Source organism: Acuticoccus sp. MNP-M23, from assembly GCF_031195445.1.
Classification (GTDB): domain Bacteria; phylum Pseudomonadota; class Alphaproteobacteria; order Rhizobiales; family Amorphaceae; genus Acuticoccus.
The window spans coordinates 21532-38751 of the sequence record NZ_CP133482.1 but is presented as its reverse complement, the minus strand read 5'-3'; the positions used below and the strand labels follow the sequence as shown (position 1 = coordinate 38751).

The following is a 17220-nucleotide window of genomic DNA, read 5'->3' as shown; positions in this document are numbered from 1 at the left end:
CGGTATCGAACGCGAGGCAGACAGGCGGAAAGACCCAAGTGTCACGCAAGCCAACAGTGGACGCCAAGCCAGTCGTTTTCACTTGCGCCACACCAGCGCGATGAGGGTCCAGCAGCGTTGGAACGGCAAGAGGCAAAGCGCGAGGCGGCGCAACCTGATCAAACCTCAAACAGGGCCCGGTCTCCGCTACGCGCCAAAGCAATAATGATGCTGGGACAGGGAGTTAGTGGCCATTTCGGTAGCAGTACGCGCGCGCGTGCGCGCGAGGCCCTTCCTCACCCTTCCCCTTTTGCGGCATGGAATCGTGCGACGGCACCGCGTCGGGCTTCCTGTCCGGCGCAATAGCGTCCGGCGGTAACGGGCGATTTCCATCGGCCGGCGGTCATGACTTCGGGGAGGGATGCGCCGAACTCGGCAAGGTCTGCGGCGGCGCCGACGCGGGCCGAGTGGCCGCTGATGCCAACATCCATACCGGCCCGGGCCGCCATGCGCTTGAAGGCGGCAGCGATGGCGCGCGGCGCCAGGCGGCCCCCGATATTGCCGTGGCGATCGACACATCGGAACAGGGCGCCTTCGGCAATCCCGGCTGCGGCCGTCCACGCCTGGGCCGCGGCCACCGCGGCGGGGCTCACATAGACGATGACCCCTTCGCCCAGCGTATCGGTCTTGGACGATGCGACGAAGGCGAGGCCGCTGCCATCGCTCTGGCGGGTCACGTCACCGACGTTGAGGGCGGACACCTCGGAGATCCGTGCCAGCATGTCCCGTGCGATGAGGATGAGGGCGGCATCGCGCAGACCGATGGTGCTGGCTGGAAGATGCGTAACGATGCGCCGTGCATCGTAATAGGTGATGGGCTTTGCCTGTCGCTGGCGCGACCCGATGCGGCGGGCGACGGCTTTCAGCCGCAGCGTTACGGTGTCGGTCTTGGTCGGGTCGGGGAGCCCGGCTGCGCGGTGCATCCTTGCCAGGGTGGCGATGCGGCGGCGGATGGAGGCCACCTTGTTGCCTCTGGCTGCCATGGCCTCGATCCATGCGGCAATGGCATCGGGCGATGCGGGAAGCGGGGTCGTGCCGGTTTCAGAACACCAGGCCGACCACAGGCGGCTGTCGGCCTCCCATGCCTTCAAGGTGTTTTGCGAATAGGCGCCGCTTGCGAGGGCTTCGTGCCGGCGCAGGTTGGCGAGCGCCTCGCGCACCCGATCGGCCGGATCGCCGAGGGTGGTGAGGGCGCTTCCTGACGGGTTCGTTGGTATCGGCATTGGCAAAACCCCTGTGGCCGCTCCGATGCATGCCCTGACCGCGTATAATGTCAATTATAGGCACCCAGAAACCGCCAATCGTATCCGCTCCAAAACCCCGTGAAGGGGAGCAACGGCATCGGCCACCCCATCGCGACCCTCCCGTCCGGCGAAAGCCGCAGCGCAGAGCGCAACCGGCCAATCCGGACGAATTTCTTCAAAGGCGCGGTCTGTGACACGGGTCACGTGCAGATAACGAACCCGTCATAATCTTCAATGCATCGGCAACGGGCCGGAACCTGAAACAAATATTGCAAGCACCTGGATTGATACGACCATGAATTTTAAAAAACCATTGTCGCTGCTTCCACTGCAATTGCGATTTCTACAACAGCCATCGCAGCGCCGACCGCCGCTCAAGCGACTCCATTCAGCGCCCTGAAGAGCGCCGAGATCGAGACCGGCGCCAGTGCCATCGACAAGGTCGGCCGCCGCGGCAATCGCCACCGCCGCCCACATCGCGGTCACCGGGGCCGCCACTTCAACAAGGGCGCAGCCGCCGCCATCGGTTTCGGGGCCTTCGCCCTCGGCGCGGCCCTTGCCGCCAACGCTGCTCCTCAGCGGGTCTACTGCCGCGACGTCCGCTCCGAGCGCTGGAGCCCCCGCCGCCAAGCCTACGTCATCCGCGTCGAGCGTGTTTGCGACTGACACCGACCCGGTTCCAAAGGAGGAATTTTCGCGGGGACCCTTTTTGTAACGATATGTTTTTGAAGAGATTTTATTATCGAAGTCAGCCCGCCTCGCTTTCAGAGGCGGGCTTTTTCGTGGCCTGATGCCCTGCGCAAGCATTCGTCTGTCTTGCCCGCTTTGCAGATCAATTGATCGGCTCGATCTACACAGCCGAACCACGGCGGCCAATCCTGTCAGCGGTGAGCCAGTCCGGCCACAAGCCCGCACTTTCAAAACCGTAAAGTACTGCGGCTATAACCACGATAACCAGCGCGATAATCACGAATTGCCGCGAAGGCAGCCGGCGAAGCCAGTACGCCATCCTGAACAGCAAGTGTTCCATCAGGTGATCCTTGCAGCATCAGAAATACGGTCGATGAAAGTCGTGATGTCCAGTTGCAGGCCGTCAGAACGCAAACCCAGACCGCCACCGCTCCGGTCCAGAACCACCACACAACAACACATCCATCCATGAACGGCCGTGAAATGCGCCGGCTGAGGAGTTGCAGCTTGTAAAAACGGAGGCTAACAATTTGGCAAGACGAAATGCATAGCTGCAATGCATTTTTATTATAACAGAAGGGAGGACCTCCAAATGAAGTTCAGAACAATGGCGCTCGTAGCTGGTTCTGCGGCCGCGCTCTTCTCCGCGAGCGCGTTCTCCGCGCCCGATGCCGAGGCGCGCGTGCTGAAAGTGCAGACAAGTTCTAACGCCAGCCATTTCTCGCTGCGCTATCTTCAGGACGAATGGCTGCCGAAACTCGCGGCAATGACCGATGGCGAGGTCGAGATCGAGCTTCTGCCCATCGAGTCGGTGGTCGGCCGCCGGGACACGCCCGACGCGGTGCAGAACGGCATTTTGGACGGCGACTACACCGCCGTCGCCTACTTCGCCGGCATCGACCCAGGCTTTGCGCTGATGGGTGACCTCATCGCCGGCTACGACCGCCCCGAGCAGCTCTGGAATTTCTGCCAGCGCGAAGGTGGCAAGGAAATCCTACAGAAGCTCTACGACGAGCACTTCCCCGGCGTCCACGTGGTCGCGTGCGGCACCTACAACCGTGAAGCATTCGTCTCAACCGTCCCGATTGAAGGTGTGTCCGACCTCGAAGGTCTCAAGATCCGTGCGCCGGAAGGCATGGCGGCGGACGTCTTCCGCCGCGCCGGGGCCTCGCCGGTGGCGCTGCCGTCATCGGAAACCTACGGTGCGCTCGAGCGGGGCGTGATCGATGCCGCCGACAACTCCGCGTACGTGAACAACGACGCCAATGGTATGCACAAGATCGCGAAATATCCGCTCTATCCCGGCATTCACTCCATGCCGTTCCTGCAGCTCACCTTCAATCAGAATACCTGGGACTCGCTCACACAAGCGCAGCAGACGATCATCGAGGTTTGGTGGGAGGCGGCTCTCATGGACGTGACCCGCGAGGTGCGCCAGCAGGACATCACGCTCGTTGCGCGTGACCGCGCGGACTCCGACCTTACGATCATCGACTGGAGCCAGGACGAGCGCGACAAGCTGCGCGAAATTGCCGTCGACAGCTGGAAGGCCTTCGCCAAGGGCTCGCCGCTGGCCGAAGAAGCCTACAACGCGCACATCGCCTACATGAAGAAGGCTGGAATGCTGAGCCAGGACTTCGACGCCAGCCTCAACTAGGCGTGCGAAGGCCCGTGGCGACGCCGCGGGCTACCATCTCGAGCGCACGGCGCATGGTTGCGCGGGGCGCTCTGTTCAGAGCCGCATTGCCTCAAGCAACGCGAACGACCTCACAGGCTGCGCGCGTGATCGCGGGCCGGCGAAGGGCTGACCGATGACCACCCAAACCAACAACAAGTTCGATGACGCGCCGCTCGACGTTGCGGGGGGAGCACCCGATGAGGGCCAGGACCTCGCCGTTCGGAACTACACGCCGATAGACCATGTCAGCCATTTTACCGGGATAGCCGTATCGGTCTTCTACCTTTTTGCCGTCGGCATCACGCTTTGGGAGATCTTTGCCCGCTATGTGATGAACGCGCCCACGCTGTGGGCTTTCGAGGTCGTGCTTGTGCTCGTCGGCGCCGCCTGGATGTTGTCGTCCGGCATCATCACGTTGAAGGGCCGCCACATCGCGATCACGGTGCTGCATTCGGCGGTGTCGCCGAAGGCGCGCTACTGGCTCGACCTCTTCGCTATGATAGTCGGGATCATCGCGCTTTATCTTCTTCTCTCGGACGCGGCGCTGCGCGGCTACAACGCCCTCCTGAAGGTCGAGCGAATGGGTTCGCCCTTCAACTCGCCGCTGCCGTTGATGATGAAGATGCTGCTGGCGCTCGGCGCGTTCCTTTATCTCGCGCAGCTCACGGTAAACCTTCACCGCCACGTTGCGAGCCGTGCCGCCAAGTTCGCCGTTCAGCTCCTTGCGCTCTTCATGGTCGTCTACTTCGGCACCCAGGCGCTCGCGACATTCCTTGGCGAGACCGAAGGTTTCGGCCCCATGGTGACGGGGCTGCAGGGGGTGTTCACATCGGTCGGCGAGGCGCTTGATCCCCGTCAGGTGATCTCGATGCGCGAATACGGGCTCGGCACGGTCTCCGTCGTCATGGTGGTGCTGCTCATCGCCCTGATGGTGACCGGGATGCCGCTCGGCATCGTGACGTTGATCGTGTCGGTCATCATGGCGCTGCTGTTTTTCGGCCCGAACGGGCTATATCTTGTCGCGCAGAACGCTGTGAAGCTTCTCGAGAAATATCCGCTCGTGGCGGTCCCGTTCTTCGTGCTGATGGCCTCGATCCTCGAGCGGGCGGGCATTGCCGAAGACCTCTTCGATGCGATGAGCATATTTGCCGGAAACTTCCGCGGCGGCGTCGCGGTGCAGACGACGGTGGTCGCCGTGATCCTGGCTGCAATGTCGGGCGTGATGGGCGGAGAGATCGTGATGCTCGGCCTCGTCGCGCTGCCGCAGATGTTCCGCCTCGGTTACGACCGCAAGCTCACCATCGGCCTCATATGCGCGGCCGGGGCACTCGCGACCCTGATACCACCGTCGATCATCATGATCGTCTACGGCCTGTCGGCAGAAGTGGGCATCGGCGATCTCTTCATGGCTGGCGCGATGCCGGGCCTTATGCTCGCAGTCTTCTACGCCTCGTACGTCCTGGTTCGGGTCAACATCAATCCGAAGCTCGCACCGACTGCCGCGGAAGTCGCTGCAATGACTGGCGAATCGCGCAAGCTCTCGCCCGCCCGTCTTTCCGCGGTGTTCCTTTGCATCCTCCTGATCGCTGCCGTCATGGGCTCGATCTACGGCGGCGTCACGTCCGTCACCGAGGCGGCGGGCGTGGGCGTTGCGGGTGCGCTGTTCGTCGCCGCGGTTCGCAACGAATTCAAGTGGAAGGTCATCACCGCAGCGCTCGCCGGTACCATGACCACGGTCGGCACGATCATCTGGCTGATCCTCGGCGCGGTCTCTTTCGTTGGCATCTTCAACCTTGTGGGCGGTGCAAGGTTCATGGAATCGCTCTTCCTCGACCTTGGCCTGCCGCCCATCGGCGTCATCCTCGCCATGATGGCGATCCTGGTGGTCCTTGGTACCTTCATGGAGTGGATCGCGATCGTATTCATCACGGTTCCGGTGTTTGCGCCCGTGGTGGAAGGGCTTGCACCCGAACTGGGCCTCACGGTCGATCAGGCGAAGATATGGTTCGGGATCCTGTTCGTGATGAACATCCAGATCTATTTTCTTTCACCGCCCTTTGGTCCAGCGTGTTTCTGGCTGAAATCGGTCGCCCCGAAGGACGTCACACTGCAGGAGATTTACCTGGCGGTGCTGCCCTTCATCGCGCTCCAGATCGTCGGTCTCGTTCTGGTGCTCTTCATTCCGCAGATCGCCCTGTGGCTCCCCGAGCTTTTGTCATGACCAGGAGATACTCATGATTGGACGCGATAGCCGCGAAGATCTCGACCGCTACGGCCTGGCGCCCTGGATTGGCGGCGTCGTGCTTGCCGTGGCGCTGATCTTCCTGATGTTCGAGTATGCTCTGCCTATCGGCTGAGCAACCCGATCACCGCCATTATGAAGCCATCTGTGTTGCCGTGGATCAATGGGCCAAGACTTTGTTCTGGAGCAGCGATGCGTGGCGCCGCATTACATTCATGGCAGATCTTGCTTTCTCATCTTCAGCACCGTCATCCGCCACCTCGGCCCCGAATCCACGAAGGGAGGATCGCCGGTGGGACATCTCTAATTTGCTGAGGTGGGACATTACTAAATGGCTGTTACAAACGCCGGTCGCGTAACGGGAAGATTATGGAACCTGTCGGATAGCGGCTTAGTGAACCTTTTGGCCGGTTGCGATTGCGAAATGGTGCGTGCGGTGGTGATCCTGGGACGCCATCAGCCCGTAAAATCCGAGCGCCTGGATTTGCGCGATCGTCGCCGCATCAGCCGCGGTCACGATGAGGGCGATATCATCCCCCTGCGCTTCAGCGCGCACCGTCCAACGCGGGTCGGCTGCAAGCTGGGCTGCGTGCGCCGGAATCATGCGCCGCAGCGTCGCGCGCGTCGCCTCGTCGCCCGTCACGACGGACCGCAGCCCATCCGACAGCTTCTCGTCCCGCACCACCGTGTCGGTCACGAGGCGATCCATGTCGATGAGGTGATCGCGGAGCGCCGTGATGTCGACAGTGCCCCAGTCGGTCCGGGGGTCAGCCTCAAGCAAGGCGACGATTTCCGAGAGGGCTGCGAACGCACCCTGGCCGGGTTCCGTCGGGGCAGACGCCGCCGGCGGCACGAAGTCGGGGTTCATGTGCGCTGAATGCTGATGCGGGGTGGCGCCAACATGCTGCGCGGCTGCTGCAAGTGGGGCAATCGTCAGAATGGCTGCGAAAATTTGCATGCGCATGTGGGTCCCTCCAGGCGGTTCTCGAAGGTTGTTGTCGCATGGCCCCGCGGGATGGCGCATGATCGCGATCATGTTCAGCGCCCTTGCACATCAATCGTCCGAACGGTCTTTCCCGGCTGGCGCGATCATCTTCCGGCAGGAGGAGACGGTTCGGCGCGTCTTCTGGGTCGTCAGCGGAATGGTGCATCTGGAACGACATACGCCGGCGGGGCGGTGCATCGTGCTGCAGCGCGCCGGGCCTGAAGACAGGCTTGCGGAGGCATCGCTGTTCGCAGACCGCTACCACTGCGATGCGGTCGCGGCGAGCGCTTGCACGGTCCGGTCGCTGCACCGCGACCACGTGCTCGCATATCTTCAGAACCATACGGCCGCGGCGTTGGAACTTCTGGAGAGCGCGTCGCGCGAGGTGCAGCACCTGCGGGGACGGATCGAGGTTGCAGCACTGCCGCGGGTTGCGGATCGTCTGGACGCGTGGCTGGCGCTGCGCGGCGAGCGGGGCACCAGGACGTGGAGAGAGGTTGCGACCATGATCGATGTGAGCCCCGAAGCGCTCTACCGGGAGCTGTCTCGCCGCAAGAGGACGCTTCAGCGCGCCGGTTCCGCGGGCGGGCAATCCGGCTCCTGATTGCCGCACGCGTGGTCACACTGGCGACAACGGCGTCGCGGGGTAGCCGGCCGCGGTCAGTGCCGCCTGCACCTTCGCCGTCTCTGCCCGGCTGTCGAGGACGATCTGGCGTGCCTCGTTGTCGAAGGCGATCTTTGCATCGGGATCGATTGCGTGGATCGTCTTCCTGACCGTCGCCCGGCAGCCGCCGCAGTGCATGCCGGGAATGTGGAATGTCGTCATTGGATTCTCCATGCGGGTTTCCCTACAGATCAACGCGGCGCAGCCGAAGCGCGTTGGAAATGACCGAGACCGAGGACAGGCTCATCGCGGCCGCGGCAATCATCGGGGAGAGCAAAAGCCCCGTGAAGGGATAGAGCAGCCCGGCCGCGATGGGCACGCCGACCGCATTGTAGGCGAAGGCGAAGAACAGGTTCTGCCTGATGTTGCGCAGCGTGGCGCGCGCCAGCTTTCGCGCCCGCACGATGCCCATCAGATCGCCGCCCAGAAGCGTGATGCCGGCGCTTTCCATGGCAACATCGGCCCCGGTGCCCATTGCAATGCCGACGTCGGCCGCCGCGAGAGCCGGTGCGTCGTTCACGCCGTCCCCTGCCATGGCGATCCGGTGGCCGCTATCGCGCAACTGGTCGATCAGCGTTTTCTTGTCCTCCGGAAGGACCCCGGCGCGCACCTCGTCGATCCCCAGTTCTCCTGCGACTGCCTTTGCGGTGCGCTCGTTGTCGCCCGTTGCCATGATGACGCGCAGCCCCTGGCCGTGAAGTTCCCTGATCGCCTGCGCTGCCCCCTCCTTGATCGGATCGGCCACCGCCACGATGCCGACGAGCGTCCCGTCGACCGCGACGAACATTGCCGTCTTGCCCTCGCCGCGCAGGACGTCTGCCCTTGCTTCGGCCTCGGTCGTGCCTAGCCCCAGATCCTGCATCATCGCGGTGTTGCCGAGTGCGACGGAACGCCCGTTGATCCGGCCGCGTACGCCCTTGCCGGTGACAGCCTCGAAATCCGCAGCGTCTTGCCGGGCAGCGCCCGCGGCCTCGGCGCCTTCAACGATCGCCTCGGCAAGCGGATGTTCCGAGCCGCGCTCGAGCGCAGCGGCCAGCGACAGGATTTCGGCCGCGGCACGATCGCCAAGGGCCACGGTATCGGTCAGCTTCGGTTTCCCCATGGTCAGCGTGCCGGTCTTGTCCACGATCAGCGTGTCGACAGCGGCCATCCGTTCCAGCGCCTCGGCATCCTTGATCAGAACGCCAGCCTGCGCACCGCGCCCTGCCGCCGTGGTGATCGAGATCGGTGTGGCAAGGCCCAGCGCGCAGGGGCAGGCGATGATCAGCACGGACACCGCCGCAGCGATCGCGAAGACCAGCGCAGGTTCGGGCCCGACGATCAGCCACACCGCGAACGCGAAGATCGCCACCCCAACCACGGTCGGCACGAACACCGCCGACACCCGGTCGGCAAGCCCCTGGATCGGTGCGCGCGACCGCCGCGCGTTCGACACCATGTCCACGATCTGCGCCAGGACGGTATCGGCGCCGACCTTGCCCGCCTCCATCACGAGACTGCCGTTCTTGTTGATGGTGGCGCCGGTCACCACATCGCCCGGCCCCTTTTCGACAGGCATGGACTCGCCGGTCAGCATGCTTTCATCCAGCGAAGACCGTCCCTCGATCACGACACCGTCCACCGGGACCGCGTCGCCGGGGCGCACCCGGAGCCGGTCGCCCACCATGATGTTTTCCAGCGGCGCATCGTATTCCGTGCCGCCCGGCAGGATCCTGCGTGCGGTCTTGGGGGCGAGGTCCAGGAGGGCGCGGATTGCGTCTCCGGTCCGCTCTCGCGCGCGCAGTTCGAGCACCTGGCCGACAAACACCAGCGTCACGATCACGACGGCGGCCTCGAAATAGGTGCCGACCCCATGGCCCATCCGGTAAACCTCGGGGAAAAGGCCCGGCAGGAAGGTTGCCACGATCGAATAGAGGTAGGCGGCTGCCACGCCGAGACTGACCAGCGTCCACATGTTCGGCGAACGGTTCACGATCGAGTCCCAGCCGCGCTTGAAGAACGGCAGGGCCGCCCACAGCACGATCGGCGTTGCCAGCACGAACTCCAGATAGCTGGCCGTCCGGTGCCCCAGCCAATCGCGCGCCGGCAGGCCAACCAGCTCGCCCATCGTCAACACCATCAGCGGCACCGCGGCCGCTGCAGAGATCCACATCCGGCGCGTGAAATCGGTCAGCTCTTGGCTGGGCTCGGCCGAGGGCACCATCGGCTCCAGTGCCATGCCGCAGATCGGACAGGAGCCGGGCGCATCGCGGATGATTTCGGGGTGCATCGGGCAGGTGTACTGGACGTTCGCGGGGGCCGCCTTCTTGTGCCCGGCGGCGTGACCCGATGCGTAGAACCAGGGATCGTCCTTGAATTTGGTCTGGCACTTCTCGGAGCAGAAATGAAAGGTCTTGTCCTGGAACTCAGCGTGGCGCGTGTCAGGCCCCACCGCGACGGTCATGCCGCAAACCGGGTCTTTCACCGTTTCGGCGTTTTCTGGATCGGTTGACTGCGGGTGGTGATGATCGTGGTCCATATCCTGCCAACCTTCTTTCGATTTGTTTCAGCCAAGGCACCCGGAGAGCAGCAGTGGCAAGCCGTTCTTCGAAGCGCGATCGGGACCACAGCCCTCTGGTTGCCGATCCGTTTCGTGATTGCTGCCCGCCGAACCCATGCGGGCTGGCGGCGTGGCGACCGACGTCAGCGTCGCGGTGACGACGAGGATCACGGCGACCGTTGCCGCTTCCATTCGGATGGAGCGGATCAGCCGGGTCCGCGCGCGCTCCCGGCCTGCCGCCACTGCCGGCACGAGAGAGAGCTTGTTCAGCGCAGCAAGGCCAAGGAGCACCCCGACCACGCCCAGCTTGACGAGGAGGAGCCGCCCGTAGGCGCTGTCGAACAGGCCCGCGGGGCTGCGGACCAGAACCGCGGCAAATATTGCACCGGCCGCGGCCAGAACGGCGACGCCCCACAGGGCTGAGCGGCCGAACGCTTGCAGGAGCGCCGCAGCATCGCGCTGCGAGAAGCCGCGCGCTGCACCGATCAGTGGCGCGAACGAGCCGAACCAGACGCTCGCCATCATGAGGTGCAGGACAAGCACAGTCGCAAGGAGGAGCCGCGGCGCCTCGGTCGCGTGGCCGACGAACGTGTAGGACACCGCGGTCGCGAGCGCGCCGACCCCGATCAGCACCGCGCCGGGCCGGTGCCGGAACGCCATCAGACCGACCGCGACCGCGCCAAGCCCGGCAATGCGTGACGCGACCGCCGTACCCACGGCGCCTTCCCAGACAATCTGGAGCATCATCGGATCGGTCATGCCGGAAAGGCCCGTTCCGGACAGCCTCGCGGCACGCACGCCGAGGCCCAGCAGCGTGGCGACAATGCCCGCAACGGCGGCAATGGCGCCGAGCCGGGCCGTTCGCCGCATCACGCGGTTGACCGCAGACGGTTCGGTGCCGGGGTAGGCGCTCCTGCCCCAGGCAAGTAGGAAGAGGCCGCTGCCGGCGGCGAGAAGGCCGCCGGCGTACCCCAGCGCCCGCACCACGATCTCAAGGATCGTAAAGGCGCCGATGTCGCTCACGGCTCGATCTGGAAGTCGACCGTGCCTTCCATGATGTGCCCGTCCGCGCCCATCCCGCGCCATTCGATCTCGTAGGCCCCGGCACCCAACTCGCCTTCAGGGCGCGCTTCGAGCGTCGTCACCGGCTGCATGCCGTCGGTGCGTGCCAGCGGCACCTCGCCGGCAGGGCCGACGAGCTTGAGCACGGTGATCCGCATCGGGCCGCCGAAATTGAGACGCACCACCTCCGGCGGTGCGGACAATGTTTCACCATCCGCGGGTGCGCCGGGCCTGGCTTCGGAGTGCGCCAGGGCCAGGCCCGGCGCCATGACAACGGCGAGAAGAACGGCAAGCATCGTATGCTTCATGGTATTTCCTGAATGTGTTGAGAGAGTTCTATTCGATGTTGATGACCGCAAGATTGGCTCTTAGTAACGCACCGTTCCATGAAGATCGCGCTCGCCTAAGATATATTTAATTACGCCAAGATCGCTCGCAAACGGAGTAAAGAAATGTAGCTGACCAAGTTAGCACCATGAATCCTCCTAGTGACTGCATCATGCTGACCATTCGAATCGATCCATTTGTGTTAATTTCAGTATATCCAAGGGTCGAGAAATTTATACCAGAAAAATAAAATAGAGATTCCCAGTTTTCGTCGTGGGCTCCATCGAGCGCACCAAACGCCCCCGAATTCAGTAGTATTTTGTAGATCACGGCAAACGAAACTATCTCCAAAGTGTGCAGCGCTAGAAGTCCGACAAAAACGAGTATAATCGCCACTTGCGGACTGTTGTCAGATTTTGGGGTGAGAACGCGGATTGCCATCAGACCGTAGTGGTGCGCGACGCCCAAAGCGCTGACCAGGGCAAACCCTAGCAAGAGAGCCATTTCTTGAATTCCTTATAAGGGAAGGCATTTGTCCTCTAGCGAGGCGCGCAGGACATCCAAATGGCCATGGCCGTCACACTGGCGACAACGGCGTCGCGGGGTAGCCGGCCGCGGTCAGTGCCGCCTGCACCTTCGCCGTCTCTGCCCGGCTGTCGAGGACGATCTGGCGTGCCTCGTTGTCGAAGTCGATCTTTGCATCGGGATCGATTGCGTGGATCGTCTTCCTGACCGTCGCCCGGCAGCCGCCACAGTGCATGCCGGGAATGTGGAATGTCGTCATTGGAATCTCCATTCGGGTTTCCCTACAGATCAACGCGGCGCAACCGAAGCGCGTTGGAAATGACCGAGACCGAGGACAGGCTCATCGCAGCCGCTGCAATCATCGGGGAGAGCAAAAGCCCCGTGAAAGGATAGAGCAGCCCGGCCGCGATCGGCACGCCGACCGCGTTGTAGGCGAAGGCGAAGAACAGGTTCTGCTTGATGTTGCGCAGCGTGGCCCGCGCCAGCTTTCGCGCCCGCACGATGCCCATCAGATCGCCACCCAGAAGCGTGATGCCTGCGCTTTCCATGGCGACATCGGCCCCGGTGCCCATTGCGATGCCGACATCGGCGGCGGCCAGCGCGGGCGCATCGTTCACCCCGTCCCCCGCCATGGCGATCTTGTGGCCGTCGCGGCGCAACTGATCGATCAGGTCCTTCTTGGCCTCGGGCAGGATGCCAGCGCGGACCTCGTCGATGCCAAGCTTGCCCGCCACCGCCTGTGCCGTGCGCTCGTTGTCGCCGGTCGCCATGATGACTCGCAGCCCCTGGTTATGGAGTTCCCGGATCGCCTGTGCGGTGCTGTCCTTGATCGGGTCGGCCACGGCCACGATCCCAGCCAGCGCGCCATCGACCGCGATGAACATCGCCGTCTTGCCCTCGGCGCGCAGGGTGTCAGCCTGCGCCTCGGCCTCAGCCGTATCGAGCCCCATCTCCTGCATCATCGCCGTGTTGCCAAGCGTCACGGCGCGTCCGACGATCTGTCCCCGCACCCCCTTGCCGGTGACCGCCTCGAAATCCGTGGCCTCTTGCCGGGCAGCGCCCGCGGCTTCGGCCCCTTCCACGATCGCTTCGGCCAGAGGGTGCTCGGACCCGCGTTCCAGCGCAGCGGCCAGCGACAGCAGGTCGGCCTCGGGCACATCCCCCAGCGCCACGGTGTCAGTCAGCTTCGGCTTGCCCATGGTCAGGGTGCCGGTCTTGTCCACGATCAGCGTATCGACAGCCGCCATACGTTCCAGCGCCTCGGCATCCTTGATCAGCACACCCGCCTGTGCTCCGCGTCCCGCCGCCGTGGTGATCGAGATCGGCGTGGCCAGCCCGAGCGCGCAGGGACAGGCGATAATCAGCACCGAGACAGCCGAGGCGATGGCAAAGACCAGCGCAGGTTCTGGCCCAAAGATCATCCACACGACGAAGGCGAAGACCGCCACCGCGACCACCGTCGGCACGAACACCGCCGACACGCGGTCGGCCAGACCCTGGATCGGTGCGCGCGAGCGGCGCGCGTTCGACACCATGGTCACGATCTGTGCCAGCACTGTATCGGCCCCGACCTTGCCCGCCTCCATGACCAAGGAGCCGTTCTTGTTGATGGTGGCCCCGGTCACTGCGTCGCCGGGGCCTTTTTCGACCGGCATCGACTCGCCGGTGAGCATGCTTTCATCGAGAGATGAGCGCCCCTCGATCACCGTGCCGTCGACTGGCACCGCATCACCGGGGCGCACGCGGAGCCGGTCGCCCTCCATGATGTTCTCCAGCGGGGCGTCATATTCCGTGCCATCGGGCAGGATGCGCCGCGCGGTCTTCGGCGCGAGGTCCAGAAGCGCGCGGATCGCATCGCCGGTGCGTTCGCGTGCGCGCAATTCGAGAACCTGGCCAACGAAGACCAGCGCCACGATCACGACCGCCGCCTCGAAATAGGTGCCCACGCCATGGCCCATCCGGTACTGTTCCGGAAACACACCCGGCAGGAAGGTGGCGACGATCGAATAGAGATAGGCTGCCCCCACGCCGAGGCTGATCAGCGTCCACATGTTGGGGCTGCGGTTCACGATGGACTCCCAGCCGCGCCTGAAGAACGGCAGCGCCGCCCAGAGCACGATGGGTGTGGCCAGCAGGAACTCGAGATAGCTTGCGGTCTGGTGCCCGATCCAGTCGCGCACCGGCAGGGCGACCATCTCGCCCATCGTCAGCACGATCAGCGGCATCGCCGCAGCCGCCGAGATCCACATCCGCCGCGTGAAGTCGGTCAGCTCCTCGCTGGGCTCATCCGAAGGCACCATCGGCTCCAGCGCCATGCCGCAGATCGGGCAGGACCCCGGCGCGTCGCGGACGATCTCGGGATGCATCGGGCAGGTGTACTGGACGTTGGCCGGTGCGGCCTTCTTCTGCCCGGCGGCGCGACCCGAGGCATAGAACCACGGATCCGCCTTGAATTTCGTCTGGCACTTCTCCGAGCAGAAATGGAAGGTCTCGCTCTGGAATTCGGCGTGCCGCCCGTCGGGCTTTACCGTGACCGTCATCCCGCACACCGGGTCTTTTACCGTTTCGGCGCTTTCTGGATCGGTTGACTGCGGGTGGTGGTGATCGTGTTCCATGTCCTGCCAACCTTCTTTCGATTTGTTTCAGCCAAGGGATCCGGCGACCAGTCGTGGCAAGCTATTCTTCAATGGTGATTTTCCTCACTGATGCGATTGCGTGCGAGAAAGACCCACTCAAACAGGAACACTGCCGCCATGCCGACCAGCCCCACAACGACGATCAGCGGGTCGGACAGCCATTTCATCACTGCGAACGCGATCAGGACTACGGTATCGAGCGCGATCGCCGTCAACAGCACCCACCCTCGGGCGGTGATGTCGTGGCGGAGATTTTTGTAGACTCCACCGTGAATGATGATGTCCATTACGAGGTAAAAGAATGCTCCGAGTGAAGCGATACGGCTCAGATCAAAGAAAACCGTCAAAAATCCTGCGATGACGACGGTGTAGACTAGTGTGTGGTCCTTGATCGTGCCCGGCATACCAAAATGGCTGTGCGGGATCATCTTCATATCTGTCAGCATGGCCAGCATCCGCGATACCGCGAAGATACTTGCGATCAGCCCGGAGGCGGTGGCGACCAGAGCAAGCGCCACCGTGAGGTAGAAACCGGTCTTTCCGAGCGCGGGCTCGGCTGCTTCGGCGAGGGCATAATCCTTCGCTGCCACGATCCGGTCGAGCGAGAGACTGGAGCCTACGGCGAAGGCGACAAGGAGGTAGACGACCACGCAGATGGCAATCGATAGAACGATGGCTCGGCCCACATTGCGATGCGGGTTTGTAACTTCCGCACCGCTGTTTGTAATAGTCGTAAAGCCCTTGAAGGCCAGAATGGAAAGCGCAACAGAAGCCACGAAGCCGGTCGCGCCGGCATCCCCTCCAGTCGCCTCGAACGTGATCCCACTCGCCCAGAGCCCAGCCACGCCGAAAAGGGTGATGCCGCCGACCTTGAGCGCGGCCATAACGATGGACAGAAGTCCGACTGAGCGGCTTCCGGAAACGTTCACAAGATAGGCGATGACGATCAGCACGACGCCCAGAAGAGGGACAAGGAAACTCTCTGGATCGCCGCCGAAAGCCCGGAGTGTGTAAGCTCCGAACGTGCGCGCAACGAGACTTTCGCTGATAACCATCGACAGCGCCATAAGCAATGCCGCCCCAGCGGCCACCGTCGTCGGCCCGTACGCTTTCTTGAGTATCATCCCGACGCCGCCTGCAGACGGATAGGCGTTCGACATCTTGATGTACGTGTAGGCGCTGAACGCGGTCACAACCGCCCCCACGACGAACGAGAGCGGAAAGAGCGCCCCTGCAAGCTCAGCAATTTGGCCGGTCAGCGCGAAGATTCCCGCCCCAATCATCACCCCGGTGCCCATGGCCACCGCACCCGGCAATGTGATGCTGTCCTTCTTGTAGGCGCCTGCCATCAGTTTTCCTTTTTTACATATCAATCCATGGCGGCGGCAATGCGGTCATCGGGCCGAGCACGGCGCATATGGCGTGGCCCATGTCTCCGCTTGCAGCCTCGCGGCCGAGATGGGCAAGAAAGAAGCTGCCTCGCGTGGGCAGATTCCGTTAGATCGCCGCATCGATCAGGCTTGCCAGCGCAATTGCGATGCAAAGGCCGCATCGCAATTGCGCTGGTTTTGTCTCGCACAGATGTCAGCGCTCCAACGGCATAGGCTGTATTCGTTGGAATTGCCCTCGAGATAGTAATAATTCACGCCCCCTGGGGGGCTCGAGTTCATCTCCGAAATACAGCGATTAACTACCCATACGTTTCCAATTAATTGAATCAATAAAATCAATCATTTTTATGAATCTCAATTTGGGTGATGGCGCCATTAATTTCGAGATCAACGACAATATGATCTAAGTCATGCGGAACTATTTTTTCATACTGAACTGTTGCGACGAGATGGGACGTTGAGAAATCCAGTTTCTCGTCGTAGCGCACCAAGAGGCCAGGCCCCATTCGCTCGAGAGGAGCACCGCCAACAACGATGTCGGAGACGTTCCCGCCGACTGTGAGACCAGTCAGGCGAGCGGGCTGCGAACCGAAGTTTTCGAGAACGAACGAAACACGCCACAGGGATGGATTGTCAGTCGGACGAAGCATCACGTTGGTGATGTCAATACCGTCGCCGATTTTAGCGTTTGGCGGAAATCCGGCAGCTTGTAGGCCTGTAGTAGTGAGGATAATGGTCACTGCTACAAAAAATAGGGCCTTAATCATTCTACATGTTCCTTACGCAAGCAGTACAGCACGCTCTTGTTCGAGTTGACTAGCAAAAATTAATGAGTCGCGACTTCGGCGCAGCGGATAATTCTCGCCGGAGCTGATGGGCGCACCGCCTCAATGGCAATGCGCCCACCATCTTACTCTACCTCAGTGATGGTGAGCTTTCCTTTTACGCGGTCGGCAGTAAAGCTGATCGAGCGGCCAACACTCAGGCGGTCCATCATCGCGGGGTCTGCGACTTCGAAAACCATCGTCATAGCCGGCATTTCGAGGTTCTCAAGCGGGCCGTGTTTGACCGTAACCCGATTGCGGCGCGGATCGATTTTGGTGACTTCACCTTCCGACATCGTACCCGCGAAAACTGGTCCTATCGAAAGGCTTCCGATCAGGGCCGCAGCAAGCGCTAGTTTCTTCATCATGCTTCC

Annotated in this window: 18 protein-coding genes; 4 read left to right on the top strand and 14 right to left on the bottom strand. The window is 62.7% G+C overall.

Annotated features, from left to right (window positions below; genetic code table 11):
• Positions 1 to 275 precede the first annotated feature (275 nt).
• The 3 genes from RDV64_RS23235 to RDV64_RS23225 all read right to left on the bottom strand — a co-directional run bounded on the left by RDV64_RS23235 (position 276) and on the right by RDV64_RS23225 (position 2313).
• Positions 276 to 1262 carry a tyrosine-type recombinase/integrase gene (locus tag RDV64_RS23235; protein WP_309199689.1) on the bottom strand — a complete coding sequence of 329 codons (987 nt, stop codon included), beginning with the start codon at positions 1260 to 1262 and terminating at the stop codon, positions 276 to 278.
• A gap of 252 nt (positions 1263 to 1514) precedes the next feature.
• Entirely contained in the window at positions 1515 to 2090 is a 576-nt protein-coding gene (locus RDV64_RS23230) for a hypothetical protein (protein WP_309199688.1), read from the bottom strand.
• Positions 2091 to 2133: 43 nt separating this feature from the next.
• A complete protein-coding gene (locus RDV64_RS23225; RefSeq protein ID WP_309199687.1) occupies positions 2134 to 2313 on the bottom strand; it encodes a hypothetical protein in 180 nt (59 codons plus the stop codon).
• 252 nt (positions 2314 to 2565) lie between these two features.
• On the opposite strand from RDV64_RS23225, the gene RDV64_RS23220 reads away from it, so the two are divergent.
• The 3 genes from RDV64_RS23220 (at position 2566) to RDV64_RS23210 (ending at position 6008) form a co-directional block, all read left to right on the top strand.
• Complete coding sequence (locus tag RDV64_RS23220) at positions 2566 to 3630, top strand: TRAP transporter substrate-binding protein (protein WP_309199686.1); 1065 nt, start codon at positions 2566 to 2568, stop codon at positions 3628 to 3630.
• Positions 3631 to 3784: 154 nt separating this feature from the next.
• Positions 3785 to 5872: a TRAP transporter large permease subunit gene (locus RDV64_RS23215; RefSeq protein WP_309199685.1), complete on the top strand. Its 2088-nt coding sequence runs from the start codon at positions 3785 to 3787 to the stop codon at positions 5870 to 5872.
• Between the two features lie 13 nt (positions 5873 to 5885).
• Entirely contained in the window at positions 5886 to 6008 is a 123-nt protein-coding gene (locus tag RDV64_RS23210) for a hypothetical protein (RefSeq protein WP_309199684.1), read from the top strand.
• A gap of 276 nt (positions 6009 to 6284) precedes the next feature.
• Here the strand turns inward: RDV64_RS23210 and RDV64_RS23205 are convergent, their stop codons facing one another.
• A complete protein-coding gene (locus RDV64_RS23205) occupies positions 6285 to 6857 on the bottom strand; it encodes a hypothetical protein (RefSeq protein ID WP_309199683.1) in 573 nt (190 codons plus the stop codon).
• A 58-nt stretch (positions 6858 to 6915) separates the two neighbouring features.
• Here RDV64_RS23205 and RDV64_RS23200 point away from each other — a divergent pair, with 58 nt between their 5' ends.
• Positions 6916 to 7482 carry a Crp/Fnr family transcriptional regulator gene (locus RDV64_RS23200; protein WP_309199682.1) on the top strand — a complete coding sequence of 189 codons (567 nt, stop codon included), beginning with the start codon at positions 6916 to 6918 and terminating at the stop codon, positions 7480 to 7482.
• 15 nt (positions 7483 to 7497) lie between these two features.
• Here RDV64_RS23200 and RDV64_RS23195 read toward each other — a convergent pair whose 3' ends face one another.
• The 10 genes from RDV64_RS23195 to RDV64_RS23150 form a co-directional block, all read right to left on the bottom strand.
• Positions 7498 to 7704, bottom strand: a complete 207-nt coding sequence (locus RDV64_RS23195) for a heavy-metal-associated domain-containing protein (RefSeq protein WP_309199681.1) — start codon at positions 7702 to 7704, stop codon at positions 7498 to 7500.
• Positions 7705 to 7726: 22 nt separating this feature from the next.
• Positions 7727 to 10060: a heavy metal translocating P-type ATPase gene (locus tag RDV64_RS23190; protein ID WP_309199680.1), complete on the bottom strand. Its 2334-nt coding sequence runs from the start codon at positions 10058 to 10060 to the stop codon at positions 7727 to 7729.
• 27 nt (positions 10061 to 10087) lie between these two features.
• On the bottom strand, positions 10088 to 11104 hold the full coding sequence (locus tag RDV64_RS23185) for a CopD family protein (RefSeq protein ID WP_309199679.1): 1017 nt from the start codon (positions 11102 to 11104) through the stop codon (positions 10088 to 10090).
• Positions 11101 to 11451, bottom strand: coding sequence for a copper resistance protein CopC (locus RDV64_RS23180; RefSeq protein ID WP_309199678.1), 351 nt, complete (start codon positions 11449 to 11451; stop codon positions 11101 to 11103). Before RDV64_RS23180 ends, RDV64_RS23185 begins: the two co-directional genes overlap by 4 nt.
• Before the next feature lie 106 nt (positions 11452 to 11557).
• Positions 11558 to 11974 (bottom strand): ion channel, encoded by a 417-nt coding sequence (locus tag RDV64_RS23175; RefSeq protein ID WP_309199677.1) that lies wholly within the window; start codon positions 11972 to 11974, stop codon positions 11558 to 11560.
• Positions 11975 to 12047: 73 nt separating this feature from the next.
• Positions 12048 to 12254, bottom strand: a complete 207-nt coding sequence (locus tag RDV64_RS23170; protein ID WP_309199676.1) for a heavy-metal-associated domain-containing protein — start codon at positions 12252 to 12254, stop codon at positions 12048 to 12050.
• 22 nt (positions 12255 to 12276) lie between these two features.
• A complete protein-coding gene (locus tag RDV64_RS23165) occupies positions 12277 to 14610 on the bottom strand; it encodes a heavy metal translocating P-type ATPase (protein WP_309199718.1) in 2334 nt (777 codons plus the stop codon).
• A gap of 68 nt (positions 14611 to 14678) precedes the next feature.
• Positions 14679 to 15980, bottom strand: a complete 1302-nt coding sequence (locus RDV64_RS23160; RefSeq protein WP_309199717.1) for an APC family permease — start codon at positions 15978 to 15980, stop codon at positions 14679 to 14681.
• A gap of 377 nt (positions 15981 to 16357) precedes the next feature.
• Complete coding sequence (locus RDV64_RS23155; RefSeq protein WP_309199716.1) at positions 16358 to 16789, bottom strand: hypothetical protein; 432 nt, start codon at positions 16787 to 16789, stop codon at positions 16358 to 16360.
• 143 nt (positions 16790 to 16932) lie between these two features.
• Entirely contained in the window at positions 16933 to 17214 is a 282-nt protein-coding gene (locus tag RDV64_RS23150; protein WP_375143854.1) for a copper-binding protein, read from the bottom strand.
• Positions 17215 to 17220: the final 6 nt, after the last annotated feature.